This is a genomic window from Rhizobium sp. RSm-3, from assembly GCF_001854685.1.
GTDB classification, from domain to species: domain Bacteria; phylum Pseudomonadota; class Alphaproteobacteria; order Rhizobiales; family Rhizobiaceae; genus Rhizobium; species Rhizobium ecuadorense.
Map to the genome: position 1 here is coordinate 136,144 of NZ_MAWZ01000058.1, position 25,919 is coordinate 162,062.

Below are 25,919 nucleotides of genomic sequence, written 5' to 3' on the forward strand. Positions count from 1 at the left end.
TTTCTTCGGCGCAATGCGGGGCCGAGCGTTGTCGGCCCCCGCAAATTGACCCCTCGATCCAGATAGCGCGGCTTGCCACCCGCTGAGTTCCGGTTGTATAGTCATGATAGTCATTCTGGTCAGGAGTTGAGCAATGCAGTCATCACGGCAAGGCGATGAAAGCTGGACTGTCGCCGGTGCAAAGGCAAAGCTTTCCGAGGTGATCGAGCGCGCGCAATGCGCGCCGCAGACCATCACACGAAACGGCCGGCCGAGCGTTGTCGTCGTTTCTGCTGAGGAATGGCAGCGCAAGACGGCGCGCAAGGGGACGCTTGCCGAATTCCTGATGGAATCGCCGCTGCGCGGCGCCGATCTGGACCTTGAGCGGCAGCGCGACGAACCGCGCGATCCTGACCTGTGAGGCTTCTGCTGGATACCAATGTCCTGTCGGAGGTGACGAAGCCGAATCCTGATGCGCGCGTCCTGGAATGGTTGGACAGGCTCGACGAGGATCGCAGCTTCATCAGCATCGTGTCGGTCGCCGAGATCCGGCGCGGCGTTGCCCTGATGGACAAGGGGCGGAAACGCGATGCGCTGGCCGAATGGCTTGCCCAGGACCTGACCCAACGCTTCGAGCGCCGCATCATTCCGGTGGATGAACCGGTTGCGTTCACCTGGGGAGACCTCATGGGCCATGCAAAGCGAAGCGGCCGCGGTCTGTCGTCGATGGACGGCCTGATCGCGGCGACCGCGGTTGCTCACGATCTCAGCCTCGCCACGCGCAACACCAGATATTTCGAGGGCTTTGGAATCAAACTGATCGATCCCTGGATCGTATAGTTTTGGCGAAGGCTGTAGCGGCAGCCTTCAATGCAGCCCGAACAGGTTCAGCAGCTCTTCGCGATGGCGGACGAATTCCGGTGCGCTGCGGTCGCGCGGACGCGGCAGATCGATGTCGATCAGGCGCGGTTCGGCTCCCTTTTCCCGCGGCAGGATGAGGATCCGGTCGGCGAGATAAATCGCCTCCTCGAGATCATGGGTGACGAGAATGGTCGTCACATCCTCATCGCGCCAGATCCGCGCGAGTTCCTGCTGCATGCCGATCTTGGTCATGGCGTCGAGCGCGCCGAGCGGCTCGTCGAGCAGCAGGATTTCGGGCTGGACGGCAAGCGCCCGGGCGATGCCGACGCGCTGCGCCATGCCGCCGGAGAGCTGCCGGGGATAGGCCGCCTCGAATTGCTGCAGGCCGACAAGCTTGACATAGTGGCGTGCCCGGTCCCTCGCCTGCTCGCGGGACAGGCCCCTGGTTTCCAGCCCGAAGGCGACATTGTCGAGCACATCAAGCCAGGGAAGAAGGCGCGGCTCCTGGAAGATGACGGCGCGTTCTGCGCCGACGCCGCGTATCGCCTTGCCGTCGACAAGCACCTCGCCGGTATCGGACTCTTCGAGCCCGGCCAACACCCTGAGCAGGGTCGTCTTGCCCGAACCGCTGGCGCCGACGATTGCAAGGCTTTCGCCGGAGCGGATGTGGAGATTGATATCCTTGAGAACCTGCAGATGACTGCCGTTCAGCTTGTAGGATTTGGAAAGGTGACGGATCGTCACCTCTCCGCGGCGAATGTCTTGGGCGAGGCTCATCACGCTTCCTCAGTTGCTTGCCGGCTTGGCATCGGCCGCGAAGATGATGTCCTTCGCCGCCAGCTGGCCTTGCTTCAGTTTGCCTTCGCGAACCAGGACGTCGATCCAGAACTGGATGTCGCGTTCGACCGGCAGGCCGCCGGCGCGCACGCCGTAGCCGCGGAAATACTGCGCAATATCGGGGTTCTCGCCGCGCTCACTGAGCGCTTTGGCCAGGATCTTCTTGGTCTCCTCGGGATGTTCGCGGGCATAGTCGAGGGCGCGGGCCGACTGCTCGACGAAGATCTTCGAGGCTTCGGGATGCTCTTGAATGAAATCGCGGCGCAGGACCACGAAGCCGCCGGCAATGTCGCCGAGCACGTCGGTATCGTCGAAAACCGCGCGCAGGCCGCCATTCTTGAGCGCCGCGCCCTCGAACGTCGTCTGCCAATAGCCGAAGGCGGCAATATCGACCTGCTTGGAGCGCAGCACCTGCTCGAGCTGCGGTCCGGGAACGACGATCTGGTTGGCGGAGTCGCTCGGCAGGCCGACGGAATGCAGGGCCTCGCGGATCGTATAGTCGAGATGGGCGCCAAGCGTGTTGACCGCAATGCTCTTGCCGGCAATGTCTTTGATTGTTTTGATCGGGCTGTCTTCCAGCACGTAGAAGGTCGATTGCACCTCGTCATTGATACCGTTCGACGGATAGGCGGCGACGAAGTCGTTGCCGCCGATGATCGAATTCAGCACGGCGGAGGTCGCGGCGCTGCCGATCTCGACATCGCCGGATGCCAGGGCAATGAGCGAAGCCGGGCCGCCCTGGGCATAGCCGACATTTTCGAAGGTGATGCCGGTGTCTTTGAAATAGCCGAGTGCGTCGGCGAGTTCATGGGCGGCAAGGCCGCCTTGGCTGGCGAGGTAGCGCAGCTTGACCGTATCGGTGGCGGCGGCCGGCGTGGCGAGACCGAGCGCGATCACGGCCGGCAGGAGAAGATTGCGCGGATGGAAAGTCATGACGTGTCCTTTGGGAAGAGGAAAATCGGAGAAAGCGGTCAGGCGTTCGGCTGAGACCAGCGGCAGAGGCGGCGCTGCAGGAGAACCAGCAAGGCATTGGCGGCAAGGCCGAGAAAGGCGAGCAGCAGGATCGCCCCAAACATCAGCGGGATCTGGAAATTGTACTGGGCGTTCATGACCTGGAAGCCGATGCCCTTGTTGGCGCCGATCATTTCGGCGGCGATCAGCAGGAGCAGCGCCGTCGTCGCCGAGAGGCGCAGCCCGACGAAGATTGCGGGGACGGAGGCCGGCAGGATGACGCGGCGGAAGATGGTCAGCGATCCGGCGCCATAGGTCCGCGCCATCTCGATGAGTTTCTGGTCCACTTCCTTGACGCCGCCGATCGTGGCGAGCAGCACCGGAAACAGCGTCGCCCAGAAGATCACGAAGATCTTGGATGTTTCGCCGAGGCCGAGCAGCAGGATGAAGACCGGATAGAGCGCCAGCGCCGAGGTCTGGCGGAAGAGCTGCAGGATGGGATCGAGTGCGTGCTCGACCGCACGAACCTGGCCCATGAACAGGCCGAGCGGAATGCCGATCACGACGGCAAAGGCGAAGGCGGTTCCGGATCGTTGCAGGCTGATGGCGATGTCATCAAGCAGCGCGCCGTTGGCAAGGTTGGTCCACAGAGCCGAGAGGATTGTATTCAAGGGCGGGAAGACGGCGGGATTGACCCAGCCTTCGGTGCTCGATACCTGCCAGAGCGCGAGGAAAGCGAGGAGCAGGCCGTAGCGCGGCAAAAGCGATGCCAGCGCGCCGCGCAGATAAGATGCGAGGATCGAAATCGTGCTTCTTTCGCCGCTTTTCAGGCGGCCGAAGCTTCTCGGCAGGGTCTGGTTGATTTCATAGGCCATGGGTCGCTCCTCACTCTGCTGCCTGGAGGGCTGCGTGTTCGGTAGCCCATCGATTGGCGGGGAAAGGCAGGCCGAGATTTTCCCGGAGCGTCCTGCCCTCATAGGCGGTGCGGAACAGGCCGCGGCGTTGCAATTCCGGGATGACCAGATCGACGAAATCGTCGAGCGCCGTCGGCAGCCAGGGCGGCAGAATGTTGAAGCCGTCGGCGGCTTCGTTCTCGAACCATGTCTGCAGCGTGTCGGCGATCTGCTCGGCCGTGCCGACGATGGTGTAGTGGCCGCGGGCCGATGCAATCCACTGATAGAGCTGGCGGATGGTGAAGTTGTTTTCGTCGGCGATCTGGCGGATCAGGGCCTGGCGGCTCTTCATGCCTTCGGTCGGCGGTGCCGGCGGAAGAGGGCCGTCTAGATCGTAGCCATGCAGGTCGAGCGTGCCGCCCGTCAGGCCGTTGAGCAGTCCGATCCCGTCTTCTTCAAGGATGAGCGACGTCAGGCGGTCGTATTTCTCGCGCGCTTCGGCCTCGGTCCTGCCGACAAAGGCGGAGACGCCGGGCATGACGAGGATATGATCGGGGTTGCGGCCGAGGCCGCGGGCGCGGGCCTTGATATCCCGGTAGAATTCCTGGGCGGTTTCGATGTGCTGATGGGCGGTGAAGATGACTTCGGCCGTTGCTGCGGCCAGTCCGCGTCCATCCTCGGACTGACCGGCCTGGACGATGACGGGATGCCCCTGCGGCGAGCGTGAGACGTTGAGCGGACCGCGCACGCTGAAATGTTCGCCGCGGTGGTCGGTGTCGTGCAGCTTCGCCGGATCGAAGAACAGGCCCGTTTCCTTGTCGCGGATGAAGGCGTCGTCCTCGAAGCTTTCCCAGAGTTTGCGGACGACGTCGACATGCTCGCCGGCGCGGCGATAGCGCTCGGCATGCGGAAGCTGGGTGTCGCGATTGAAATTCTGCGCGGTGAGATCGCCGGTGGTCGTCACGACATTCCAGCCGGCGCGGCCCTCCGAGATCAGGTCCAGCGAAGCAAACTTGCGGGCCGTCGTGTAGGGTTCCTCATAAGTGGTCGAGGAGGTGGCGATAAAGCCGAGATGGGTGGTCAGAGGCGCGAGTGCGGAAAACAAGGTGACGGGCTCGAAGCCGGCGACACGGGCATTGCCGCCTTCGCGTGCGCCGCCAAAACCGACAGCCAGCCCATCGGCCAGGAAGTAGGCATCGAAGAGGCCGCGCTCAGCCGTCAGGGCGAGTTGCTTGTGAAACTCGAAACTGGTGGCGCCGTCGGCCGGCTGGTCGGGATGGCGCCACGAGGCGACGTGCTGACCGCCACCGGGAAGAAATGCTCCAAGCCTGATTTTCCGTGTCATTTCGTGTCCTCTCCGTTTGCCGTCGGTAGCCCGGCCTTTCCCAAGGCCAAGGTATGAAAGGTCGGCTGCCGGAGTACTAAAATACGTTCTCCATAGATTTTATAGAGAAACTTCATTCCGTAGTTTCGGGAGAAGAGTGAATAGATTTTCGGGATTGGCTTGAATCTGGAAATCAACGATCGGGCTAAACGGGGAGGTCTTCTCCGTCTTCGGTCCGGATAGGTCGATACGCAGCATTCCGCGAATGCCCGGCGAAGAGCCTGGGGCGCGTGACAAGATTTAAAAGGGCATGCCCCTGGTGACCGGTTTATGCACGATTTCCGTGTCGCCGGTGATCGATCATGTGTCCCTGGCCGGGCGTCAGCCTCGTTTTGGCCGGGCCGGGGCATGCTCCAGGCCGGCGGCCGCCTTCTTCAGACAGTCGAGGTAGCGGTCCCGGTTGGCGATGCCGTCATCGCGTGGAGTGACAAGGCAGAGCGTTGCGGCTGCATGACCTTCCTCACCGCGCACCGGCACGGCAAAACAATGGGTGAAGCTGTCGACGATGCTGTTGAAGGTGAAGAGACCTTCACGCTCGGCCTGGCGCGCCTCGGCGATGAAGGTTTGCGGCTCGAGCCATTCGCCGCCCGGCAGGCGGAAATCCTGCGACGGAATGAAGTTGAGAATTTCCTGATCCGACAGATGCGCAACGAGCAGGCGGCCCGACGCCGTCCACGGGATCGGCACCGACTGGCCGACATCCGTCGAAATGCGGAAGGGTCGCGCACCTTCGCGCATGCGCACGACCGTGTACCTGTTTCCATCCAGCATGCAGAACTGCGCCGTTTCCCGCGTCTCGTCGGCAAGTTGTTCCAGCGCCGCCTCGCATTCGCGGGTGAAATCGAAATGATTTTCATAGGCGGCGCCGAGGAAATAAAGTTTGCGGCCGAGATAGACCCGTCCCTCGCCGCCGGTGAATTCCAAAATGCCGTTGCTCAGCAGCAGGTTGACGAGCTCGTAGACCGAGGAGCGCGGCGCGCCGATCTGTGCTGCGATTTCGTTCGGCTTCAGCGCTTGCCGTTTCTGGCGCAGGAAATCGAGGATTTCGAAGGCGCGGTCGAGCCCGCGGGCGCGTTTGCCGGCTGCTTCGTCCTGAACTGCATCCATTGCTGTCGATCCCAATTTCTGTTCGGCCAAGCTTTTCAAATCCTCCGCCGCATCTGTCAACCGACCTCTGTGATTTCACAGCAGACGAAAATTTTTTTCACCCCTCTTGCGAGGTAGAAAAATCGGCATAAGATCGACTAGTCCGGTATAAGGATCATATGTACAGTATATTGGACACTGATGGCAGGCCGTCAAGGCTGCCGCACAAAAAAAGGGGATCGACATGAAGAATTTTGAAAACAGCATTTCCGCTTCACTGCGCCGCCGTCTTCTCGCCGGTGCTGCCGCTGCCGCGGCCCTCCTCGTCCTTTCCACGGGCACGGCCTCGGCCGCCGCCAATTGCATCAAGGGCGATAGGAAAGCGCCCTATACGATCGGCTGGGCGAACATCTATTCGGTGCCGACCTGGATGAAGCAGACCGAAGGCACCATCACCGCCGAAGTGGAGGAGCTGAAGAAAGCCGGCCTCGTGAAGGACCTGATGATTACCGATGCGCAGGGCAATGCCCAGACGCAGATCCAGCATATCCAGTCGATGATCGACGCCAATGTCGACGCCATCGTCGTCATCGCCGGCTCCTCCAACGCACTCGACCGCGTTATTTCGGATGCCTGCGACAAGGGCATCGCGGTCGTCAACTTCGACAGCCTTGTCAATACCGACAAGGTGACGGCGAAGATCAACACCGATTCCAGCCAATGGGGCGCGACTGCGGCCAAGTGGATGGTCAGCCAGCTCGGCGGCAAGGGCAAGATCATCATCATGAACGGCCCGGCCGGCATCTCGGTCAGTGACGACCGCCGCAAGGGCGCCCAGCCGGTTCTCGATGCCAATCCGGGCCTCCAGGTGATCACCGAGACCAATACCGAATATAACGTCGCGCCCGCACAGGAAGCGATGACCAGCCTGCTGTTTGCCAATCCTGAGATCGACGGCGTGCTGTCGCTCGGCGGCGCGCTGTCGGCCGGCTCCGTCCTCGCCTTCGAGCGCCAGGGCCGCGACCAGGTGCCGACGACAGGCGAAAACGCCCGGCAGTTCCTGGAACTCTGGAAGGAAAAGGGCCTGAAGGGCTGGGCGACCATGCAGCCGAACTGGCTCGGCGCGCTCTCCGTCTATACCGCCGTGCAGGCGCTGCAAGGCAAGGACGTGCCTTCCTTCGTCAAGGTGCCGCTGCCCGTCATCGACGACAGCACCATCGGCAGCTACCTCGCCCGAGCCGACAAATTCCCGGCTGACGGCTATATCTACTCGGACTACGACCAGGCGCTCTTCGACAAGCTGCTGGCCAAGTAATCCTGAGCTGAGGAAACCGTCATGACGGAAGAACGGCCCCTGCTGGAAGCCCGGCAGGTGTTCAAGGGATTTTTCGGCAATCCCGTTTTGAAGGGCGTCGACATCGCCCTTCTGCCGGGCAGGGTTCACGCCCTGCTCGGCGAAAACGGCGCCGGCAAGTCGACACTGATCAATCTCCTGTCCGGCGCCCTCCAGCCGGACAGCGGGTCCATTCTCATTGACGGCAGGCCCGTCGGGCGTTTCAGCCCGGCGGCGGCGCGTGCGGCCGGCATCGCCGTGGTTCAGCAGGAGTTGAGCCTGACGGCCAGCCTGTCGATTGCCGAAAACATCGGGATCGGCGCCTTTCCGCGCCGGTTCGGCCTGATCGACTACGCAGCGCTGCATCGCGGCGTGCGAGAGGTCTGCGATATGGTCGGGCTCACTGAACCGCTTGACATGCCGGTCGCCGATCTCGCGCTCGGCCGCCGTCAGATGGTCGAGATCGCCAAGGCGCTGTTCCGCAAGCCACGCGTGCTCATTCTGGACGAGCCGACCTCATCGCTCTCCGCCCATGAAGCCGGCATCCTGGCCCGGCTGATCGAAACGCTCAAGGGCCGCGGTACCGCCCTTCTCTATATTTCCCACCGCCTCAACGAGGTGCAGGCGCTCTGCTCGCATGTCACGGTGCTGAAGGACGGCGGCGTCACGGCCGATCAGTCGCTCTCCGGCATCGACGGCGAAGGGCTGGTCCGCCTGATGGTCGGCCGCGACACCGGCGACCTGTTCCCGCCGCGTGTCGCCGCCAAGCCCGGCGCGATGCGCATCGACGTCGAGGATTTTTCCGCCGGCATCGTGCGCCATATCGGCTTTTCCGCTCGCGCCGGCGAGATCGTCGGCATCGGCGGGCTCGTCGGGCAGGGCCAGGAAGACCTGCTGCTCGGGCTCTACGGCGCGATTCCCGCGTCCGCCGCCCGGGCGGAGGTCTCCGGCAAACCCGGCCTGCCCGCAAATGTCGGTGCGGCGAATGCGGCGGGTATCGTCTATGTGCCGGCCGACCGCAAACATGAAGGATTGGTGCTGCCCCATTCCATCGCTTCCAATCTCGCCCTGCCCTCGCTCGGACGGCTCGCTCGTAAAGGGCTGCGCGACCGGCCGGCGGAAACCGATCTGGTCGCCGATCTCTCCCGCCGCCTGACGATCAAGGGCGATACGGCCCGCCCGGTGCAGGCGCTTTCCGGCGGCAACCAGCAGAAGGTGGCGCTCGCCAAATGGCTGCCGCTCGATCCCTCCGTTCTGCTGCTCAACGATCCGACCCGCGGCGTCGACATCGAGACCAAGCGGGAAATCTACCTGATGCTGCGCGCCTTCGCCGCCGAGGGGCGGCTCGTCATTCTCGTCAGCTCCGATACGCCGGAGCTGGTCCATCTCTGCGACCGCGTCGTGGTTCTGCGCGAAGGCCGTATCGCCGCAACGCTGTCGCAGGAAGCGATCAGCGAAGGCGCGATCGTCGGCGCGGCCATGGGTATTGCGGCTGCGACGCAGGGAGAGGCGGCATGAACACGATGTCGTCATCCAGGCTCTATGGCGCAATCCAGCTCCGCCGCAATCGCGGGCTGACAGGGCTCTATCTGGTGGTCGCCGCCTTTCTCATCCTCTATGCGGTGCTCTTTCCCGGCATCCTTTCGATCGGCGGCTTCTCGAAGTTCACGCAGAACTGGTTCCCGCTTGCGCTGGTCACCATGGCGCAGGCGCTGCTCATGTTGAACGGCGGCATCACCCTGGCGATCGGCCCGCTGGTGAGCCTTGGCGCGGTGATCGCGGCGACGACGATGGAAGGGGTACTCGGCGTGCCGGGCGGCATTGTCGCGGTCGCACTCGCCGGCCTTTCGATCGGCGCCGTCATCGGCGCCATCGTGACGCATCTGAGATTGCCGGCGATCATCGTCACGCTGGCCGGCTCCTTCATCATCAGCGGCGTCGCGCTGATCCTGCTGCCGCGGCCGGGCGGCTTCATTCCCGATTGGCTGTCGACGGCGCTTGCCGGCCATACGCCCGTCGCCTTCCTGCTGCTCGTCGTGATCCTCATGCTCTGGAAAGCCTTTCTGGCAACGCCGCTCGGTCTCGGCATCTATGCGGCCGGCGACAATCCGGTCGGCGCGTTCCGTTCCGGTGTCCCGGTCGAGCGGGTGAAGGTCGCAGCCTTCGCGCTCTCCGGTCTGCTTGCGGCACTGACCGGCCTTTTCGTCGCGGCGCAGACCGGCTCCGGCGATCCGGTGATCGGCACGCCCTTCACGCTGAATTCGATCGCCGCCGCCGTGCTCGGGGGCGTCGGTTTCCTCGGCGGCAAAGGCACGATGCGCGGGGCGATCTGCGGCAGCCTGCTGCTCTCGGTGATGATCAACGTCATGTTCTTTCTCGGTTTCCCGCCGGTCGCGCAATATGTCGCGCAAGGCCTGATCATCGTCGGGGCGGTCGCCGTTCCCGAGCTTCTTGGGGTATGGAGGGCAAGGCGATGAACATCATCCGGTCCATGTTCCGAAATCCGCCGCTGCTGACCTTGCTTCTGGTCGCGCTCGTCTGGATCGTCGCAAGCCTCTCGCTGCGCGGTTTCGGCGCCTATGGTCATCTGCGCTACCTGCTCGAACTCGCCGCCGTCATCGGCATTGTCGCTGCCGGGCAGACGCTCGTCATCCTGATGGGCGGCATCGATCTTTCGGTCGGGGCCGTCATCACCGTCACGGCGATCCTGCTGCCGCTGATTTCGCCGGCCTGGGATCCGACCGGCCTTGCCGGCATTGCGGCGGCGCTTGCCATCGCCACCGGCATCGGCCTGATGAACGGTGCGGGTGCTGCCTATCTGCGCGTGCCGCCGATCATCATGACGCTAGCCATGGCGACCTTCCTGCAGGGTCTGCTGGTCATCATCGCCGGCGGCAGTGCCGTCACCGTCAGCAATCCGGCAGTCATTCTGCTCGGGCAGGCGCGGCCGCTCGGCATTCCCTCGGGCATCATTCTGTGGCTCGCCGTTGCGATCGTCGTGCTGCTGCTCGTCCACCGCATGCCGATCGGCGCCCGGTTCCTGGCGCTTGGGGCAAACCCGCTCGCCGCCCGGCTTTCCGGCGTCAGCATCACCCGCAACACGCTGATCGCCCACACCCTGTCCGGCTTCTTCGCCGGGCTGGCGGGCATTCTGGTGCTCGGCATGAACCGGCAGGGTTATGTCGGCATCGGCGATCCCTATCTGCTGACGTCGATCGCAGCCGTCGTGCTCGGCGGCACCTCCATCCTCGGCGGCCGCGGCACCTATGCCGGCACCATTCCGGGGGCGATCCTGCTCGTCACCACGACGGCGCTGATCACCGTCGTCAACGCCTCGCCCGGCTGGCGCTCGATCATGTTCGGGACGCTTATCCTCGCCCTGCTGCTCGTTTCCGGCCGCGAGGCGCGCAGATGACCGAGCGCTACGACGGGCCGGTGATCGACCCGCACCACCATCTCTGGGACCTTGCGCTGGAACGCCATCCCTGGCTGCAGAAGGCGCGGGCACCGGGCGAGGAGATGGTGTTCGGCAGCCTGGCGCCGATCCTTCGCGATTACGGCATCGACGATTATCGTGACGACGCCGTGCGCCAGAACGTGGTTGCGACCGTGCATGTGGAGGCCGGCTGGTCCGTCGCCTATCCGCTGGAAGAGAGCCGCTGGCTCGATGGCCTCGACCGCACCTCCGGCGTGGCGCGCCGCTATGTCGCCCGCGTTCCCCTCGACGGGCCGGACGCCCGGCGCCTGCTCGAAGCCGAAGCGGAAAACCCCAACGTCGTCGGCATCCGCGATATTCTGAGCTGGCATCCCGATGCGGCGAAGCGTTTTGCGCCGCGTCCGGATCGCATGGGCGATCCCGCCTGGCGCGCGGGGCTTGCCCATGCCACGCGGCTCGGGCTGGTCTTCGACCTGATGCTCTATCCCTGGCAGATGGCTGAGGCGCTCGATCTGGTGCAGGCTTTTCCCGACACGCTTTTCGTGCTCAACCACGGCGGCAGCCCTGCCGACCGGACGAAGGACGGCATGGTGCTCTGGCATCGCGGCCTGCGGGCGCTCGGCGGCGCGCCCAACGTGCGCGTGAAGATTTCCGACCTTGTCGCCTATGACCATGCGTGGACGCTCGAAAGCCTGCGACCGGTGATCGAACATTGCCTCGATTGTTTCGGTCCGGCGCGGTCGATGTTTGCCAGCGACTTCCCGGTCGCGGGTCTGCATGCTTCTTTCGACGAGGTCTATCAGACTTTTCGCACGGTTGCCGCTGAGCTCTCTCTCGACGAGCAGCGCGCCTTGTTCTTTGCCACAGCCAACGACACCTATCGCCTCGGCTTGGACGATCCGGCCGGGATCGGCAGAGGCCGCCATGTCTGATCTTCATGCTGCGACGGACGATATGATGCTCGATGAGCGGGTGCGCGGCTTTCCGCCGGGCCATCCGCAGTTGCCGCTTGCGGCAGTGGGAACGCAGGGATGGAAACCTTATGACGGCAGGATGGCGCTGCCGCTGATCTCGCTCGACCGGCAGGCCTTCGCCGGTAATGTCGACCTGATGATGGCCTATGTGAAAAGCCATGGCGCCGAAATCGCGCCGCACGCCAAGACGCCGATGTCGACGGCGCTGGCAGCGGCGCTTCTGGCCGCGGGCGCCTGGGGCACGACCGTCGCCGATATCCGCCAGGCCGCCGTCATGCTCAAGGCGGGACAGCGACGGCTGATCCTTGCCAACGAGATCGGCGGGATCGCCGCCGCCCGCCGGCTTGCGGCCCTGCTCGGCCATTATCCCGATGCAGAATTGCATGTTTTCGCGGATTCGACGCCGCTTGTCGCGGCACTCCGGTCCGCATGGCAGGAGCGCGCGGATCTGCCGCCTCTCGGCCTGCTGGTGGAGTTCGGCGCCGGCCGCGCCGGTCTGCGCAGCACCGACGCCGCGGCGGCAGTTCTCGACGCGATCCTGGCGGTGGAGACGCCGGCCTTCCGGCTGACCGGTATCGCGGCCTATGAGGGTGCGGCCGCGACCGCCAATGCGGAAGAGACGATGCTTCGTATCGACGCGCTGATGACGATGACATCCGATTTCCTGCCGAAGATACGGGCCCGCATCGGCAAGGAACGGCCGCTTCTTCTGACATCAGGCGGCTCGGTGTTTTTCGATGTAGTGGTGGCGCGGCTTTCAGCCGCCGTCGCGGCCGATCCCGCCTGCCGGCTCGTGCTGCGCAGCGGCGCGATCTTCTTTCACGATCACGGCATCTACGAACGCGGCCTTACCGGCCTCGATGCACGCGGCGGTCTGCGCATTGGCGACAAGACGGTTCCCGCGGCGGCGGGTTTCCGTCCGGCGCTCAGGGTCTGGGCCGAGGTCCTCTCGCGGCCGGAGCCACAGCTTGCGATTTCAGGCATGGGCATGCGCGACGTGGCGATGGACCAGGGCCTGCCGCGGCCTTTGGCGCTCTATCGCAATGGCGCATATCTCGGCAATTTCGAAAGCGCCGAGGTTTCCCGCCTTAACGATCAGCATGCCTTCCTGACTCTTGCCGAGGATAGCGACGTCTCGGTCGGCGACGTCGTCGAGTTCGGCATTTCGCATCCCTGCACCTGCCTCGACCGGCATGCAATCCTCTATGGCCTCGATCCGGATCATTCGGTAACGGCGGCCTATCTCACAAGCTTCGGCTGAATTCTCCTTCCAGCTAAGAAAAGGAAAAGCTGCATGATCCAGCGTTACCAGAAGGGCTCACGAATGAGCCAGGCCGTCAGCTATGGCGGCCTCGTCTATATTGCCGGCCAGGTCGCGGAAAACCGCAAGGCCGGCATCGAGGAGCAGACCCGCGACGTGCTCGCTAAAATCGATGCCCTTTTGAAGGAAGCCGGCACGGACCGCTCGCGCCTGCTCGCCGTCGACGTCTTCCTGCCGGCGATTGCCGATTTCGAGGCGATGAACGGCGTTTACGACAGCTGGATCGACATCGAAAACCCGCCGGCGCGCGCCTGCACGGAAGCGCGGCTCGCCGATCCCGATCTGCGCGTCGAAATGACCGCGGTCGCGGCGTTGTAACCGCCGGCACTGGAGGGACCATGCACAGCGGCCTCGTCAACCCGATCGACTTTTCGCGCGAAGGCCGGCAGGCCGGTCATCTCGCCATTCCCTATTCGATCGACCGTTCGCCCTATTATCAGATCCGCATTCCGATCCTTCGCCTCAGGAATGGCGAGGGGCCGTCTTTGCTGCTGATGGCCGGCAACCATGGCGACGAATATGAGGGCGAACTCCAACTCGGCCGGTTAATGCGCCTGCTGGATGTCGCCGAAATCCGCGGCGCCGTCACCATCCTGCCGATGGCGAACCTGCCGGCGGTGATGGCGGCGAAGCGCTGCTCGCCCTTCGACGGCGGCAACCTCAACCGGGCCTTTCCCGGGGATCCCATGGGGTCGCCGACGGCGCGCCTGGCGCATTTCCTCGAACACGACCTCTTCCCGCGCCATGACGCGGTGCTCGACCTGCATTCGGGCGGGACGTCGATGGCGCACCTACCCTGCACGCTGATCGAGCGGCAGGCCGATGCCACCCGCTTCGAGCGGTCGGTCGCGCTGATGCGGGCGATCGGCGCCTCGCATGCCTTCATCGCCGATAACGGACCGGCGGCGCCGACATCGATGGGGGCTGCGGCAAGGGCGGGAACCATCGGTCTTTCCGGCGAATTCGGCGGCGGCGGAACCGTGATGCCCGCGACGATGGCCTTCACGGCGGCGGCGATCGACCGGCTGCTGGTGACGCTCGGTATTGTCGCGCGTCCGGTCCTCTCCCGCGCGCCCCTCGCCGAGCCGGGGCCGTTACAGCTTCTTTCGCTCTCCCGCCATAGCCAGGGCATCTATGCCGATCGCCGAGGCTGGTTCGAGCCGGCCGTAGCCCTTGGCGCCACCGTTTCGGCCGGCGATCTGGCCGGATGGTATCATGATCTGGAACGGCTGGAGCAGCCGGAGGAAGAGCTGCCCTTTGCCGAGGGCGGCATCGTGATTTCCCACCGGCTGCATTGCGACAGTCAGGCCGGCGATTGCCTGATCCAGGTCGCCGAACCGATTGCCGGTTAGCGAAGCCTATCGACCGCCGCCTTGACCCAGTCGAGACGTTTTGCCGGGATGAGGCCGTAATTGTAAAAGTTCACGCCGTCAGCGCCGGCATCGACGGCGGCCTTGGCGCGTGCCGCCAGCACCGCGGCTTCACCGACCTCGGGACAGAAGACGCGCAGGCCGACGCCGAGGAATTTCTCCGGTCCGATCGCCGCCCGGCCGGCGCGGATGACATCGCCCACAGCAGCCGGCGTCATGTCGTAGCAGCAGAGGATCGCCCCGTCGCAGAGCTTGCCGACGGCGGTCAGATCGACGCCGCCGAGCCAGCCGTCCTTCAGGTCGATGAGCACGATGCGTGTCGCCGGATCGGCCGCGGCCTTGATCTCGCCGATCAGGCTGGTCACCGGCTCGGCTCGCCATGAGAGATAGGCATGCAGATCGGGATGATCGCGGAAGGCATCGATGCCGGCTGCCGGGAAATCCGGGAACTGCCGTTCGGGCACGGCCCTTTCACAGAGTTCCGCGATGAAACGCGCGGCCGATCGGCGCGCGCCTTCGACCGGTATGCCGGCCTTCCCGGCGCGGGCGGTGCAATGCGCGCAGAAGCAGAGCGATAGCAGGAAATCGTCTTCGGCATTGAGTCCGACGCCGTCTTTCTCGTGATGATATTCATGCGCGAAGCCCATGAAGTTCGGGCTTTCGAGCTCGACCATATCCGGCCGGTAGTTCACCGTGATGTCGCGGACCAGGGTGACGGCATAGTCACGGGCCGCCGGGCTGGAGGGGCAAAGATTGTAATAGTTGGGATTGCCGAAGGCGTTCTGCGTCACGTGATCGGGATGCAGCATGCCGAGACGGGTGTTGTGAAGGCAGACCGTCCAGCAGGAGACCTTGAGGCCCGTCGTGTCACGCTGTTTGACGAGCGCTTCCAGCATATCGCCGCGCTCGGTCACATTTCCGGCCATCAGCGGCCGGATCAGTTGGTCCCGCCACAGACTTTCATCCGGTTGAAAGTAAATTGTCCCGTCTTCGGGGAAATAAGCCTTCTGCTGCGGGCTGCGCGGCTGGAGAAAGCGGCCGGCATGATAGGAAGTGGCCATGCTGATCGTGCTGAGGCCTGCCCGGTTGCGAAGCTCGGCGGCAATCGCATCGAGCCCCTGGTCCTGGATATCCCAGGGGTAAGTCCACATGGAAAGGTGCATGGCGCGCTCCGCTCAAGTCTGTCCGCTTTATAGAACATGTGTCCATAATAGTGTCCAGGCTGATCTTTGAACGCGGAGGGCGGCGCGAAAGCCGCCCTGCCCCGTCAACGGCTGATCGTTGCTTGCAGCGCCTCGATGGAGGATTGGATGCCGGCCTCGGTCGACATGGTGAAGTCCTCCATTTCGAGGCTGACCCAACCGTTGTAGCCGACCATCCTGACGACCGAGAAGAATTCCTTCCACCACTGCAGGTCATGGCCGGCGCCAACGGCGACGTAATTCCATGTGCGGTTGGCGACGTCGGTCACGTCCTTCAATTCCAGAAGACCATTGATGTCGGCAAGAACCCGCTCGATACGCGTGTCCTTGCCGTGGCAATGATGGATTGCGGTTCCCAGCGCCCGTGCCGAAGCAATCGGATCGGCGCCCTTCCAGAAGAGATGGCTCGGATCGAGGTTCATGCCGACGGACGGACCGACCTCGTTGCGCAGACGGAACAGGGTTTCCGGATTCCAGACGAGCATGGCCGAGAAGTTTTCCAGTGCATATCTCTCGACACCGACTTCGCTGGCGAGCTTCACCAGATCGTGCCAGAGCGGGAAGGCGCGATCTTCCCACTGGTAGCGATCGCGTTCCGGCATCTCGTCCGGCCAGCTCTTGGTGTAGACGAGCCAGTTGGGCACGCTGTCTCCGGGGGCGGCTTCCGGCAGGCCGGACATGGTGACGATCGTCTTGACGCCGATTTCGCCGGCAAGACGGATCGTCTGCTCCATTTCCTTGCGGTGGCGCTTGCCCATTTCGCCCGGATCGAGCGGATTTGCCGAGCAATTCAGCGCCGCGATTTCCAGGCCGCGGGCTTCGATTTCCTTGAGCTTGGTTTTCAGGAGTCCCTTGTCTTCCAGCAGCTCGTCGGCTCGGAAATGCGGCGCACGCGACCAGCCGCCGCCGGTCATCTCGATGCCCTCGACGCCGAGTTTGACGCATTTGTCGAGCATGTCGGTGAAAGAAAGGTTGCCCATGACGTCGGTGCAGATCGAAAGTTTCATATCATTGTCTTTCTAAAAGAGGGGGTGGGGAGCGCGTCTGGGAGGAGGATGGAGGAGATCCGGCGCGCCCCCGGGACTGATCACTCGAATGCGACCCAGGCCGCGCCCGCATCGGCCGAGCGAACGCAATTTTCCAGCCAGCGCACGCCTTCGGTGCCGGCCTCGATGCCGGGATAGTGGTGCCCCTTGAGGAAGGCCTCGTCGCCGCGGCGTTTTGCATCGATCGCCTGGGCAATCCAGAGGTAGATGTTCGCCCAGCTGTCGCCGAGGCCCTCGGTATGCAGTGCGCCCATGCGGTCGGCCGCCAGGCTTTCCTCTTCGAGATAGGGCATGCCGTGATGCAGGGTGCGGTTCGGTTCGCCCTGCACTTCATAGATCAGCTGGTCGGGATGGGCATCCGACCATTCGATCGAGGCCTTGGAGCCGACGAAACGGTAGCGCTGCGAACCCATGTTGCCGGCATTGACCGACGACACCCAGAGACGGCCGCGGGCGCCGTTGTCGTAATGCATGAGAACGGTTGCATGGTCTTCAAGCGGCGCGCGGGTCGGAATGAAGGCCTTGCGGTCGCAGAGCAGCTTTTCGATCTTCAGATGCGGCAGCACCACTTCGGAGAGGTAGTAGAGGTGGGTGCCGATATCGCCGAGAACGAAGGTCGGGCCGGCCGTCTTCGGATTGGTGCGCCATTTCACCGCTTCGCCGGCGCCGACATCATCGCCCGCATTGAAGCCGTGGGTATATTGCATGTCGACGATGCGGATCTCGCCGAGCATGCCCTTCCTGACCATCGCCGCCATCTGATGAACCAGCGGATGGCCGGTGAAGCCATAGGTGACGCCGACGATCAGGCCCTTCTCTTCGGCGAGCTTCGCCACCTCGTCGCATTCGGCGACGGTGAAGAACAGCGGTTTTTCGCAGATCACATGCAGGCCGGCTTCCAGGCACGCCTTGGTGATCTCGTAATGGGTGAAATTCGGCGTGGCGATCGAGACGACCTCGACGCCGTCCTCGCGTCCGGCTTCCTTGGCGATCAACTCCTTGTAGTCGCCGTAGCAGCGGTCGGCTGCGACGCCGATTTTCGTGCCGAAGTCGCGTCCTCGCTCGGCGTCGAGGTCGAAGGCTCCGCAGACGAGCCTGTAGGTGCCGTCCCGCTGGGCGCCGGTTCTATGTTTGTAGCCCACCTGCCCGGTGCGGCCGCCGCCGACCATGCCCCAACGTAAGGGGCGCTCGATGGATCTTTCTCCGTTGATCATCTGATCATTGCTCCTGAAAAGGCCTGCCGCGTCATTCCGCCGCCATGGCGGTCGGCGCTGCGTAAAGCTTGGGTTTCGGTATCATGTTGACGGGTTCGAGACCGCCGCTGGACACGGCTCTGAGAGCGGCATCGGCCACCAGCGCGGCCGCGTAACCATCCCAGCTGGAAGGGCCGCCGGCCGTGCCCTTGGAGGCGGCGATGATCCATTCACGGAATTCCTGGTCGTAAGCCTCGATAAAGCGTTCGCGCCAATCCTCGGGGATCGCCTGACGAATGCCGCTCGAATCCGAGATCACGGTTGCCGGGCGGTTCGGAAGTGCAGCGACACCCGCCTCGCAGCTGATCTCGCCGCGGATGTCGTAGCCATAGGCGATGTTCACCGAGATCTCGACATCGACAAGCGCGCCCGAGGCCATGTGCAGGAGGACGAACACCGGATCGCGCAACGCGCCGCCGCGCGAGGACCGGCGCGGCACACGCACCTCCACCCCGGTGACTTCATCCGACAGGAGCCAGCGGGAGATATCCGCATCATGCACCAGCGTGTCGTTCAGCGGCATCTCGGAGGTGTAGAGCTCTGCGGGAACCGAGGCATTGCGATGCACGGAGTGGAAGAGCAGGGGCGCGCCAAGCTTGCCGCCGTCGATTACCGCCTTCAGGCGGCGGTAATCGGCATCGAAACGACGCATGAAGCCCACCTGCACGAGCCGCCGGCCGAAGGCCGCTTCGGCCTCCATCACGCGGAGTGCAGCCGCCTCCGAGGTCACCAGGGGCTTTTCGCAGAAGACCGGCTTGCCGGCGGCGATAGAGGCGAGCAGTTGTTCCTCATGAGCCGGCCCCCAGGAGCAGATGATCACGGCTTGTACCTTTTCCGAAGAGATCAGCGCCGAGGGGGTGGCGAATACCTCCGCACCCGCGGGGGCGGTCGCGGCAGCGCGGGCCTGGTCGATATCGGTCACACCGACGATTTCGACTCCGGAAACGACGTTCGTCAGGCGGCGGATATGATCCTGACCGATCATGCCGGTGCCGATGACGCCAACCTGAAGGGTCATTTCGCCCCCCAGTGCTTATCGATGTAACGCTGCATTTCCCCGCGCATGAACGTGCCGCTCTGATCCGCCTTGTCCTCCCAGGCGAAGACGCAGGCGGTCATGATGCCGTCGAAGCCGATCTCGGCCAGCGTGCCGAAGAACTCGTCCCAGGGAACCTCGCCTTGACCGATATTGAGGTGCTGGTGCACCCGGGCGTTGGTGCCGGGCGGGTTGAGGATATATCTGAGGCCCGACGAAGCCTTGTGGTTGAACGTGTCGCCGACATGGACATGCGCCAGCACGTCCTTCGCTTCGCGCAGCATCGCCTTGGTATCGTCGCCGAAATAGAAGGTGTGCGGAGCGCAATAGAGGAACTTGACGCTCTTCGAATTGACCGTGCGGATGATGTCGAGCGCCGGCTGCAGTGTTTCGCACCAGTCTTCCGGATGCGGTTCGACATTGAGCTGAATGCCCTCGCGCTCGAAGATCGGCACCAGCTCCTCCATCGACCGCCACCAGGCATCCTCGCAGGCCTCGATCATCGAGCCGGTGTGGCAGCAATAGCACGATCCCCTGTCCGGGTGCGGGCCACGGCCGAACTCGGAATTCATCGTGTCGACTTCCAGCTCGACCGCGATCTCGATGGCACGCTTCCAGTGCTTGACGGCGGCCTGGCGCTCGGTCTCGTCGTTGGAGGCCCAGCGGTACATCGGCAGCAGCGAGGCAATGCCGACATCCGCCTGCTTCAGCGCGCGCTTCAATGATTTGATCCGCTCGGGAAAGACGCGCGGCGCCTTGAACCATTCGAGGAAATCTCCGCGCGGCGAGAGTTCGATCCAGTCGTAGCCGAGTTCCTTCACCTTCCCAGGCAATTCCTCGAGCGAGAGATGCCGATGCATGAAGGGGTCGATTGCGATTTTCATTTTGACCTCCGGATTCCAGACATGATTTTCCTTCCCCGGCGGCGGTCTTTCTGCCGCTGCCGGATGTTGTGTGCTTTGCGCTGTGTCGTTTGCTGTGCCGTCAGCGGTTACTCGGCCGGCGGCGGGTGTCCCTCATGGCTTGCCATGTAAGTATCGATTTGAGCTTCGAGGCCCGCCATGGTTTCCCCGCCGGCCATCAAGTCGGTAATCTCCTCGCGAGCCTTCTCGCCCCGGCGGAAATCGGCGGCGATCGCCCCGCGAATGAGAACGGCAAAGTGATCGCCCACCGCCATCGCATGCATGACCTGGTGGGTGATGAAGACCACCGCCAGGCCCCGCCGCTTCGCCTCGTTGACGATCCGCAGCACGTGTGCGGCCTGCTTGACGCCAAGAGCGGCCGTCGGTTCGTCGAGGATCAGCACGCGCGCGCCGAAATGCACGGCCCGGGCAATGGCGAGCGACTGGCGCTCGCCGCCCGACAGCCCGCCGACGAGACGATCGCCATCGTCGATCCGGGTGATGCCGAAATCCTGGACGGCCTTGACGGCAATCTCGTTGGCCTTCCTGCGGTCATAGACCTTGAACGGACCCCAGCCCTTGGTCGGTTCGACGCCGACGAAGAAGGATCGGCCGATCGACATCAGCGGGAATGTGCCGCCGAACTGATGCACCGCCGAGATGCCCTTCTCCTGCGCATCGCGCGGCCCGCTGAATTCGACCGGATTGCCATCCATCAGGATGGTGCCGCGCGTCGGTTTGTGGACCCCGGCGAGCGTCTTGATCAGCGTCGATTTGCCGGCGCCGTTGTCGCCGAGCAGGCAGAGCACCTCGCCGGCGCGGACCTTGAGCGAGATGTCGTGCAGCACGTCGATCGGGCCGAAGCTCTTGTCGACATTTTGCAGTTCAAGGATCGGAATATTGTCGGACATGGTTGACGCTCACTTCTTTTTCTTCGGCACGAAGCTCAAGGCCATCTGCCGGAACGTGTTGTTCATCAGAACGGCGGCCATCAGCATCACGCCGATAATCAGGTTGGACCAGTTGCGGTCGATGTCGGTGAAGTAGATGCCCTGGCTGACGACGGCGAAGGTCAGTGCGCCGAGAGAGATCCCGGCGACCGAACCGAAGCCGCCGGTGAGCAGCACGCCGCCCACCACGATCGAGACGATCGTATTGAAGATATAGTTCATGCCGCCCGAGACCTGCGCGGAATTGAACAGGATGGCGCCGCACATCCCGACGAAAGAGGCTGATGTGCTCGAGAGAATGAAGAGGACGATCCTCAGCCGGTCGGTCGGGATGCCCGCATTGCGGGCGCTGACCTCGTCGCCGCCCATGGCGACGATCCAGTTGCCGTAGCGCGTTGCGTGCAGCACGAAGCCAAAGACCACCGTCAGCGCCAGCCACCACAGGATGATCACCTGGAACTTGCCCTGGATGAGGTCGCCGAACACCGTCTTGGCCCAGGCCGGAGCATTGAGCGGAACCGAAGCGGCACCGGTCAGGATGACCGATCCGGCAAGCACGAGCCCCTGCACCGCAACCAGTGTGCCGAGTGTGATGATCAGCGAGGGCACGCTGGTGCGCACCGCCAGCAAACCATTGATCAGCCCCACGACAATGCCGATGGCGAGCACGCCGAGCATGCCGATGACGATCGGCAGTTCGTAATAGCCCGAGAGAATGGCGATCGTCATCGAGCCTGCCGGGATCATCGCGCCGATCGAGATATCGAGTTCGCCTGATATCATCAGAAGGCCGACAGGCAGGGCGACGATACCGAGATTGGCGGCGAAATTGACCCAGCTTGCCGCACCGAACAGCGCAGCGAGGCTGACGCCCCCGAAGGCGACATAGAAGGCGATCACCGCAACGAAGCTCAACACGGCGCCGAATTCCGGCCGGCGTACAAAGTGTCCTATGGAAAAGCCGTTCATCTCCCCGCCCTCACTTCTTCTTTTTCGTGGCATAGGACATCGCCATCAGCCGGAACTTGTCGTTCATCATCACGGCGAGCAGCAGGAGCGCCCCGATGATGACGCTGCCGAGGTTCGGGTCTATGCCGGTGAAATAAATGCCCTGATTGACGATCGCGAAGGTGAGCGTGCCGAAGACGATGCCCACCACCGATCCGGCGCCTCCGGTCAGCAGCACGCCGCCGATGACCACGCACATGATCGAATTGAAGATGAAGGATTGCCCGCCGAGCACCTGCGCGCTTTGATAGACGAGCACCTGGCTGACGCCGACGAAGGCGGCGGAAAAGCCCGACAGCATATAGAGCGCGATGGTGAGCTTTTCCGTCGGAATGCCGGCGTTGCGGGCCGAGACCTTGTCGCCGCCGAGAGCGAAGATCCAGTTGCCGACGGGCGAGATGTGCAGCAGGCAGAAGAACGCTGCCGCAAACAGCATCCACCAGAAGATCGTCACCTGAAACATGCCGCCGATGAAATCGCCGAGGATCGCCTTGACGGTCGCGCTTGGCACCAGCGATACGCCGGTGCTGCCGGCGATCAGCACGGTGAAGCCCAGCGTCAGCCCCATGACGCCGAACATCGAACCGATGGTGACGATCAAGGACGGGACGCGCGTGCGGTTGACGAGGTAGCCGTTGAAAAATCCGACGAGGAGCCCGACGCCGAGACCGGCGGAAATCCCGACGATTTCGGGAAGGCCGTAATGGCCGGAAACGATCGCCACCGTCAGCGATGATGCCGGGATCACCGCGCCGATCGAGAGGTCCATTTCGCCTGCGATCATCAGGAGCCCGATCGGCAGCGCGACGATGCCGATCTCGGCCGCGACATTCAGCCAGCTCGCATAGCCGGCAGCGGACAGGAAGACCTTTCCGCCCAGCAGGGCGAAGAAGACGAACACCGCAATCAAGCCCAGCAGCGACCCCGCTTCGGGGCGCCGCGAAAGCTGACCGATAGTCGCTTTGGCATGGCCGCCCGAAGCAGCCGACGGGGCGAGGACATCGTTTCTCGCGTTCATTTGACACCACCAATAAAGCCGCGTGACCGGTAACGGTCGGCGCTTCTGAAAGAGTGGAAGCTGCCCGCGTGAGGGGCAGGCAGCTTCACCACGTTGGGCCGATCCCTTACCGGGCGCCGGCCTTCACGCCTGCCAGGGTGGTGTCGACGTTGGAAGCGTCGATAACGCCGGGGCCGGTCAGGATCTCCCGCGTCGGCACGGTCAGGCCATAATTGGCATTGCCGTTCAGGATCGAGACCGCCAGGTAGCCCTGCAGGTAACCCTGCTGGTCGATCGCGCAAAGCTGGCTGCCGCTCTTGATGTTGTTCAGGACGGTTTCATCCATGTTCATGCCGCAGACCTTGACCTGTCCCTGCTTGCCGGCCTGCGTCACGCCGTTGACCGCGGAATTGGTGTCGACGTTGCCGATCGCGAAAACCGCTTTGATCTCCGGATGCTGCAGAAGATGCGCCTTGAGGGCCTGCGCCACCGCAGTCGCCGAGCCGAACGAGGTTGCCGGCAGCGGCAGCGACGAACCGGTGCCGCCGCCTTCCGTCACGCCATCGGTCATGCCTTTGCAGAACGCTTCGATGTTGGCTGCACCGGGCAGCGTGTTGAGGCAGACGGCGTTCTTCAGATCATGCTTGGCGAAGTAGGTGCCAGCGGCCTTGCCTGAGAGATAGTCGTTGGAGCCGACATAATTCATCGCACCGAGGCGATCGGCGGCTTCGATGCCGCCGGCATTATAGATGACTAGCGGAATTTTCTTGTCGACCACCGCTTTGAAAGCGGGGTCCATCGCTTCCGGCACCCAGTCCGGGCCGACGATCGCATCGGCGCCCTGGTCGATGGCCTGACGTATCAGTTCCGCCGCATCGACGCCGAGATTGTCGTAGTTCTGCGGGCCAAGCCAGACGACCTTGCCGCCCTGGGCTTCCGCGACCTTGCCGGCATCCTCGGCGCCACGCTTGACGATCGACCAGAACGGATCGTCCGGCTTGCCGCCCACGACGAAGATGTTGGCGGCCATAACGGCGGTGGCAGTGCAGGTCACGACGGCGGCGGCCGACACGGTTGCCGCGAAGCGGCGAAATTTAGTCATCTCAATCTCCTCCCTTGGCCCGCCTCCCTGGCGTGACCGTGAAGAGAAACATATCACTGCTTGAAATTCTCGAAATGTGAAATCATACTAAACATGCATAAAGTATCACAGAGTATCAATCATAATGATACGATCGCTCTGACAATGGAGGGGAATAATCATGCGGCGGCCGACCATCTCCGATCTTGCCAAGGAGGCCGATGTCTCCATTGCCACCGTCAACCGGATTCTGGCCGGCACCGCCTCCGTCAAAGGCACGACGGTGCAGCGCGTCCAGGCCGCGGCGGAGCGGATCGGCTTTTACGGCGCCGGCGCGATCGAGGACCGGCTGCGCAAGTCGGCGCCGAAATACCGGCTTGGCTTTCTGCTGCAGCAATCCAGCCGCGAGCTCTATCAGCTCTTCGGCAAGAAAATCGTCGAGGCATGCCGCGCCAGGCGCGATGAGGTCATCGACCCGGTGGTCGATTTCGTCGATCTCCTGACGCCGGAGAATATTGCCGGCCGGCTTAAGGCGCTCGGCGCAAACTGCGACGCCGTCGCCGTGGTCGCCGCCGATCACCCGGTGATTGCCCAGGCCATCCGCGAGCTGCACGAGAAGGGCAAGCCGGTCATCGCCTATATTACCGACCAATCCGCCCGCGAACGGGCGGCTTACGTCGGGGCCGACAATTGGAAAATGGGGCGAACGGCGGCATGGCTGATCTCGAACATGACCCATGGGCCGGGGCGCATTGCCGTCTTCATCGGCAACCATCGTTACCAATGTCAGGACGTCTCCGATGCGAGCTTCCGCTCCTATGTGCGCGAACATGCGCCGCATCTGACCATCGAGGACAGCCGCCCCACGCACGAGGAGCCGAATGAGGCCTACCGGATGGTCAAGGAATTGTTGGCGACGACGGATGACCTCACCGGCATCCTGATTGTCGGCGGCGGCATCTCCGGGGTCTTGCGGGCGCTGAGGGAAGTGCCGCAGGAGCGGCGTCGAAGCATCCGCCTCGTTTGCCGGGACATTGGCCCGGAGACGCGAAAAGGCCTGTCAGAGGGGATGATTACCGCGGCTCTCTGTCATCCGCTGGAACAGACGTCCGCGGCGCTGGTCGAGACGATGATCGAAACGATCACGCAGGGTGCGTCGGGCGGCACGATTCAGCGGACCATTACCTTCGAAATCGTGACGCCTGAGAATATCTGAGCCCGCGACCGGAAAGCCGGCGCGGGCTGAGAATTGAGAATAAGGCGATCGCTATCGTCTCAGATGTCGACGACAAGGCCCTTGGCTTTCAGCACCGGCGCCAGATTGCTGACCTCGATGACCGATTTGCCCGCCTTGTAGGCGGCGATATAACCGGCTTCGGCATCTTCGCGAGCCTGCGACAGCCGAGCGGCTTCCTGGGCTTCCTGCCTGCGCACGACCACCAGACCGTCGGCATCGCCGACAATGATGTCGCCGGGATTGATTGTTTCGCCGCCGACGATGATCGGGTCGTTCACCGCGGCAATGGTTTCCTTCACCGTGCCCTTGATGCAGACGCTGAGCGAGAAGACGGGGAAACCGAGATCTCTGAGCTGCAGTGTGTCGCGCACGCCGGTATCGGTCACCAGGCCGCCGATGCCCTTGGCAAGGCAGGCATTGGCAAGCACGTCGCCGAAGGAGCCGGCCTCTTCATATTCGCCGGCGGAGACGACGATGATATCGCCGGGCTTGGCATAGTTGATGGCGAGCTGCAGCATGATGTTGTCGCGCGGCGCGCATTTGACCGTGAAGGCCGGACCGCAGAGTTTCATGCGGTAGTCGACGGGCTTGAGGCGGGAGGAAAGTGCGCCGCGGCGGCCCTGGGCTTCGTGGATGGTCGCCGGCGAAAATTTCGAAACGGCCTCGATGTCAGCTTTGCTGGGCCGTTCAGCGATGTCTTTTATATGAATCATGGGTGCCTCACATCGTTGGTAGACGGCGGGCAAATCCCGCCGTCTTATCTCGGTTGAATGTCTTCGGGA

General features: G+C 63.5%; 26 protein-coding genes. 11 read left to right on the plus strand and 15 right to left on the minus strand.

Translation table 11 applies throughout. The annotated features are described in order from the left end of the window. Nucleotides 1-133: 133 nt before the first annotated feature. Together BBJ66_RS29355 and BBJ66_RS29360 are read left to right on the plus strand one after the other, a co-directional pair. The gene (locus BBJ66_RS29355; RefSeq protein WP_071092300.1) at nt 134-400 is read left to right on the plus strand and encodes a type II toxin-antitoxin system Phd/YefM family antitoxin; all 267 of its coding nucleotides are present in this window, start codon (nt 134-136) and stop codon (nt 398-400) included. Further along, on the plus strand, nt 397-819 hold the full coding sequence (locus tag BBJ66_RS29360) for a type II toxin-antitoxin system VapC family toxin (protein ID WP_071092302.1): 423 nt from the start codon (nt 397-399) through the stop codon (nt 817-819). The genes BBJ66_RS29355 and BBJ66_RS29360 overlap by 4 nt, the downstream gene beginning before the upstream one ends. A gap of 27 nt (nt 820-846) precedes the next feature. Here the strand turns inward: BBJ66_RS29360 and BBJ66_RS29365 are convergent, their stop codons facing one another. From BBJ66_RS29365 to BBJ66_RS29385, 5 genes are all read right to left on the minus strand, one after another. Beyond that, nucleotides 847-1,617: an ABC transporter ATP-binding protein gene (locus tag BBJ66_RS29365; protein WP_071092305.1), complete on the minus strand. Its 771-nt coding sequence runs from the start codon at nt 1,615-1,617 to the stop codon at nt 847-849. A 9-nt stretch (nt 1,618-1,626) separates the two neighbouring features. Next, entirely contained in the window at nt 1,627-2,610 is a 984-nt protein-coding gene (locus BBJ66_RS29370) for an ABC transporter substrate-binding protein (protein ID WP_071092310.1), read from the minus strand. Between the two features lie 38 nt (nt 2,611-2,648). Further along, on the minus strand, nt 2,649-3,503 hold the full coding sequence (locus BBJ66_RS29375; RefSeq protein ID WP_071092313.1) for an ABC transporter permease: 855 nt from the start codon (nt 3,501-3,503) through the stop codon (nt 2,649-2,651). A gap of 10 nt (nt 3,504-3,513) precedes the next feature. Further along, entirely contained in the window at nt 3,514-4,866 is a 1,353-nt protein-coding gene (locus tag BBJ66_RS29380) for an LLM class flavin-dependent oxidoreductase (protein ID WP_071092316.1), read from the minus strand. A 360-nt stretch (nt 4,867-5,226) separates the two neighbouring features. Next, complete coding sequence (locus tag BBJ66_RS29385) at nt 5,227-6,012, minus strand: IclR family transcriptional regulator (RefSeq protein ID WP_071092320.1); 786 nt, start codon at nt 6,010-6,012, stop codon at nt 5,227-5,229. A 223-nt stretch (nt 6,013-6,235) separates the two neighbouring features. On the opposite strand from BBJ66_RS29385, the gene BBJ66_RS29390 reads away from it, so the two are divergent. Genes BBJ66_RS29390 through BBJ66_RS29425 form a run of 8 tightly spaced genes read left to right on the plus strand, consistent with a single transcriptional unit; the run spans nt 6,236 to nt 14,407 of the window. Then, on the plus strand, nt 6,236-7,306 hold the full coding sequence (locus BBJ66_RS29390) for an ABC transporter substrate-binding protein (protein WP_071092323.1): 1,071 nt from the start codon (nt 6,236-6,238) through the stop codon (nt 7,304-7,306). Between the two features lie 21 nt (nt 7,307-7,327). Next, nucleotides 7,328-8,842 (plus strand): sugar ABC transporter ATP-binding protein, encoded by a 1,515-nt coding sequence (locus BBJ66_RS29395; RefSeq protein ID WP_071092326.1) that lies wholly within the window; start codon nt 7,328-7,330, stop codon nt 8,840-8,842. Then, nucleotides 8,839-9,801 carry an ABC transporter permease gene (locus BBJ66_RS29400; protein ID WP_071092329.1) on the plus strand — a complete coding sequence of 321 codons (963 nt, stop codon included), beginning with the start codon at nt 8,839-8,841 and terminating at the stop codon, nt 9,799-9,801. The genes BBJ66_RS29395 and BBJ66_RS29400 overlap by 4 nt, the downstream gene beginning before the upstream one ends. Then, on the plus strand, nt 9,798-10,739 hold the full coding sequence (locus BBJ66_RS29405; protein WP_071092712.1) for an ABC transporter permease: 942 nt from the start codon (nt 9,798-9,800) through the stop codon (nt 10,737-10,739). Before BBJ66_RS29400 ends, BBJ66_RS29405 begins: the two co-directional genes overlap by 4 nt. Continuing rightward, nucleotides 10,736-11,692: an amidohydrolase family protein gene (locus tag BBJ66_RS29410; protein ID WP_071092333.1), complete on the plus strand. Its 957-nt coding sequence runs from the start codon at nt 10,736-10,738 to the stop codon at nt 11,690-11,692. Before BBJ66_RS29405 ends, BBJ66_RS29410 begins: the two co-directional genes overlap by 4 nt. Further along, the gene (locus tag BBJ66_RS29415) at nt 11,685-12,995 is read left to right on the plus strand and encodes an alanine racemase (RefSeq protein ID WP_071092336.1); all 1,311 of its coding nucleotides are present in this window, start codon (nt 11,685-11,687) and stop codon (nt 12,993-12,995) included. Before BBJ66_RS29410 ends, BBJ66_RS29415 begins: the two co-directional genes overlap by 8 nt. 33 nt (nt 12,996-13,028) lie before the next feature. Beyond that, nucleotides 13,029-13,373 (plus strand): RidA family protein, encoded by a 345-nt coding sequence (locus BBJ66_RS29420; RefSeq protein WP_071092339.1) that lies wholly within the window; start codon nt 13,029-13,031, stop codon nt 13,371-13,373. Nucleotides 13,374-13,393: 20 nt separating this feature from the next. Continuing rightward, nucleotides 13,394-14,407: a succinylglutamate desuccinylase/aspartoacylase family protein gene (locus BBJ66_RS29425; protein ID WP_071092343.1), complete on the plus strand. Its 1,014-nt coding sequence runs from the start codon at nt 13,394-13,396 to the stop codon at nt 14,405-14,407. On the opposite strand, the gene BBJ66_RS29430 is transcribed toward BBJ66_RS29425, so the two are convergent. From BBJ66_RS29430 to BBJ66_RS29470, 9 genes are all read right to left on the minus strand, one after another. Beyond that, the gene (locus BBJ66_RS29430) at nt 14,404-15,588 is read right to left on the minus strand and encodes a hypothetical protein (protein ID WP_071092346.1); all 1,185 of its coding nucleotides are present in this window, start codon (nt 15,586-15,588) and stop codon (nt 14,404-14,406) included. The genes BBJ66_RS29425 and BBJ66_RS29430 overlap by 4 nt on opposite strands. Before the next feature lie 104 nt (nt 15,589-15,692). Next, nucleotides 15,693-16,634: a sugar phosphate isomerase/epimerase family protein gene (locus BBJ66_RS29435; RefSeq protein WP_071092349.1), complete on the minus strand. Its 942-nt coding sequence runs from the start codon at nt 16,632-16,634 to the stop codon at nt 15,693-15,695. 80 nt (nt 16,635-16,714) lie between these two features. Next, a complete protein-coding gene (locus tag BBJ66_RS29440) occupies nt 16,715-17,887 on the minus strand; it encodes a Gfo/Idh/MocA family protein (RefSeq protein ID WP_071092353.1) in 1,173 nt (390 codons plus the stop codon). A gap of 31 nt (nt 17,888-17,918) precedes the next feature. Beyond that, nucleotides 17,919-18,944: a Gfo/Idh/MocA family oxidoreductase gene (locus BBJ66_RS29445; RefSeq protein ID WP_071092356.1), complete on the minus strand. Its 1,026-nt coding sequence runs from the start codon at nt 18,942-18,944 to the stop codon at nt 17,919-17,921. Further along, a complete protein-coding gene (locus BBJ66_RS29450) occupies nt 18,941-19,846 on the minus strand; it encodes a sugar phosphate isomerase/epimerase family protein (RefSeq protein WP_071092359.1) in 906 nt (301 codons plus the stop codon). The genes BBJ66_RS29445 and BBJ66_RS29450 overlap by 4 nt, the downstream gene beginning before the upstream one ends. 107 nt (nt 19,847-19,953) lie before the next feature. Beyond that, nucleotides 19,954-20,775: an ATP-binding cassette domain-containing protein gene (locus BBJ66_RS29455; RefSeq protein WP_071092362.1), complete on the minus strand. Its 822-nt coding sequence runs from the start codon at nt 20,773-20,775 to the stop codon at nt 19,954-19,956. Nucleotides 20,776-20,784: 9 nt separating this feature from the next. Further along, complete coding sequence (locus BBJ66_RS29460; RefSeq protein ID WP_071092365.1) at nt 20,785-21,783, minus strand: ABC transporter permease; 999 nt, start codon at nt 21,781-21,783, stop codon at nt 20,785-20,787. 10 nt (nt 21,784-21,793) lie between these two features. After that, nucleotides 21,794-22,840: an ABC transporter permease gene (locus BBJ66_RS29465; protein WP_071092367.1), complete on the minus strand. Its 1,047-nt coding sequence runs from the start codon at nt 22,838-22,840 to the stop codon at nt 21,794-21,796. A gap of 106 nt (nt 22,841-22,946) precedes the next feature. Continuing rightward, entirely contained in the window at nt 22,947-23,921 is a 975-nt protein-coding gene (locus BBJ66_RS29470) for a sugar ABC transporter substrate-binding protein (protein ID WP_071092370.1), read from the minus strand. Nucleotides 23,922-24,081: 160 nt separating this feature from the next. Here BBJ66_RS29470 and BBJ66_RS29475 point away from each other — a divergent pair, with 160 nt between their 5' ends. Then, complete coding sequence (locus BBJ66_RS29475) at nt 24,082-25,116, plus strand: LacI family DNA-binding transcriptional regulator (RefSeq protein ID WP_071092373.1); 1,035 nt, start codon at nt 24,082-24,084, stop codon at nt 25,114-25,116. Nucleotides 25,117-25,175: 59 nt separating this feature from the next. Here the strand turns inward: BBJ66_RS29475 and BBJ66_RS29480 are convergent, their stop codons facing one another. Further along, nucleotides 25,176-25,850 (minus strand): 4-carboxy-4-hydroxy-2-oxoadipate aldolase/oxaloacetate decarboxylase, encoded by a 675-nt coding sequence (locus BBJ66_RS29480; protein WP_071092376.1) that lies wholly within the window; start codon nt 25,848-25,850, stop codon nt 25,176-25,178. Between the last annotated feature and the right edge of the window lie 69 nt (nt 25,851-25,919).

Coding starts and splice junctions, on each gene's coding strand:
- BBJ66_RS29355 (WP_071092300.1), top strand. CDS start 134: ATGCAGTCATCACGGCAAGGCGATGAAAGCTGGACTGTCGCCGGTGCA.
- BBJ66_RS29365 (WP_071092305.1), bottom strand. CDS start 1,617: ATGAGCCTCGCCCAAGACATTCGCCGCGGAGAGGTGACGATCCGTCAC.
- BBJ66_RS29370 (WP_071092310.1), bottom strand. CDS start 2,610: ATGACTTTCCATCCGCGCAATCTTCTCCTGCCGGCCGTGATCGCGCTC.
- BBJ66_RS29375 (WP_071092313.1), bottom strand. CDS start 3,503: ATGGCCTATGAAATCAACCAGACCCTGCCGAGAAGCTTCGGCCGCCTG.
- BBJ66_RS29380 (WP_071092316.1), bottom strand. CDS start 4,866: ATGACACGGAAAATCAGGCTTGGAGCATTTCTTCCCGGTGGCGGTCAG.
- BBJ66_RS29385 (WP_071092320.1), bottom strand. CDS start 6,012: ATGGATGCAGTTCAGGACGAAGCAGCCGGCAAACGCGCCCGCGGGCTC.
- BBJ66_RS29390 (WP_071092323.1), top strand. CDS start 6,236: ATGAAGAATTTTGAAAACAGCATTTCCGCTTCACTGCGCCGCCGTCTT.
- BBJ66_RS29395 (WP_071092326.1), top strand. CDS start 7,328: ATGACGGAAGAACGGCCCCTGCTGGAAGCCCGGCAGGTGTTCAAGGGA.
- BBJ66_RS29400 (WP_071092329.1), top strand. CDS start 8,839: ATGAACACGATGTCGTCATCCAGGCTCTATGGCGCAATCCAGCTCCGC.
- BBJ66_RS29405 (WP_071092712.1), top strand. CDS start 9,798: ATGAACATCATCCGGTCCATGTTCCGAAATCCGCCGCTGCTGACCTTG.
- BBJ66_RS29410 (WP_071092333.1), top strand. CDS start 10,736: ATGACCGAGCGCTACGACGGGCCGGTGATCGACCCGCACCACCATCTC.
- BBJ66_RS29415 (WP_071092336.1), top strand. CDS start 11,685: ATGTCTGATCTTCATGCTGCGACGGACGATATGATGCTCGATGAGCGG.
- BBJ66_RS29420 (WP_071092339.1), top strand. CDS start 13,029: ATGATCCAGCGTTACCAGAAGGGCTCACGAATGAGCCAGGCCGTCAGC.
- BBJ66_RS29425 (WP_071092343.1), top strand. CDS start 13,394: ATGCACAGCGGCCTCGTCAACCCGATCGACTTTTCGCGCGAAGGCCGG.
- BBJ66_RS29430 (WP_071092346.1), bottom strand. CDS start 15,588: ATGCACCTTTCCATGTGGACTTACCCCTGGGATATCCAGGACCAGGGG.
- BBJ66_RS29435 (WP_071092349.1), bottom strand. CDS start 16,634: ATGAAACTTTCGATCTGCACCGACGTCATGGGCAACCTTTCTTTCACC.
- BBJ66_RS29440 (WP_071092353.1), bottom strand. CDS start 17,887: ATGATCAACGGAGAAAGATCCATCGAGCGCCCCTTACGTTGGGGCATG.
- BBJ66_RS29445 (WP_071092356.1), bottom strand. CDS start 18,944: ATGACCCTTCAGGTTGGCGTCATCGGCACCGGCATGATCGGTCAGGAT.
- BBJ66_RS29450 (WP_071092359.1), bottom strand. CDS start 19,846: ATGAAAATCGCAATCGACCCCTTCATGCATCGGCATCTCTCGCTCGAG.
- BBJ66_RS29455 (WP_071092362.1), bottom strand. CDS start 20,775: ATGTCCGACAATATTCCGATCCTTGAACTGCAAAATGTCGACAAGAGC.
- BBJ66_RS29460 (WP_071092365.1), bottom strand. CDS start 21,783: ATGAACGGCTTTTCCATAGGACACTTTGTACGCCGGCCGGAATTCGGC.
- BBJ66_RS29465 (WP_071092367.1), bottom strand. CDS start 22,840: ATGAACGCGAGAAACGATGTCCTCGCCCCGTCGGCTGCTTCGGGCGGC.
- BBJ66_RS29470 (WP_071092370.1), bottom strand. CDS start 23,921: ATGACTAAATTTCGCCGCTTCGCGGCAACCGTGTCGGCCGCCGCCGTC.
- BBJ66_RS29475 (WP_071092373.1), top strand. CDS start 24,082: ATGCGGCGGCCGACCATCTCCGATCTTGCCAAGGAGGCCGATGTCTCC.
- BBJ66_RS29480 (WP_071092376.1), bottom strand. CDS start 25,850: ATGATTCATATAAAAGACATCGCTGAACGGCCCAGCAAAGCTGACATC.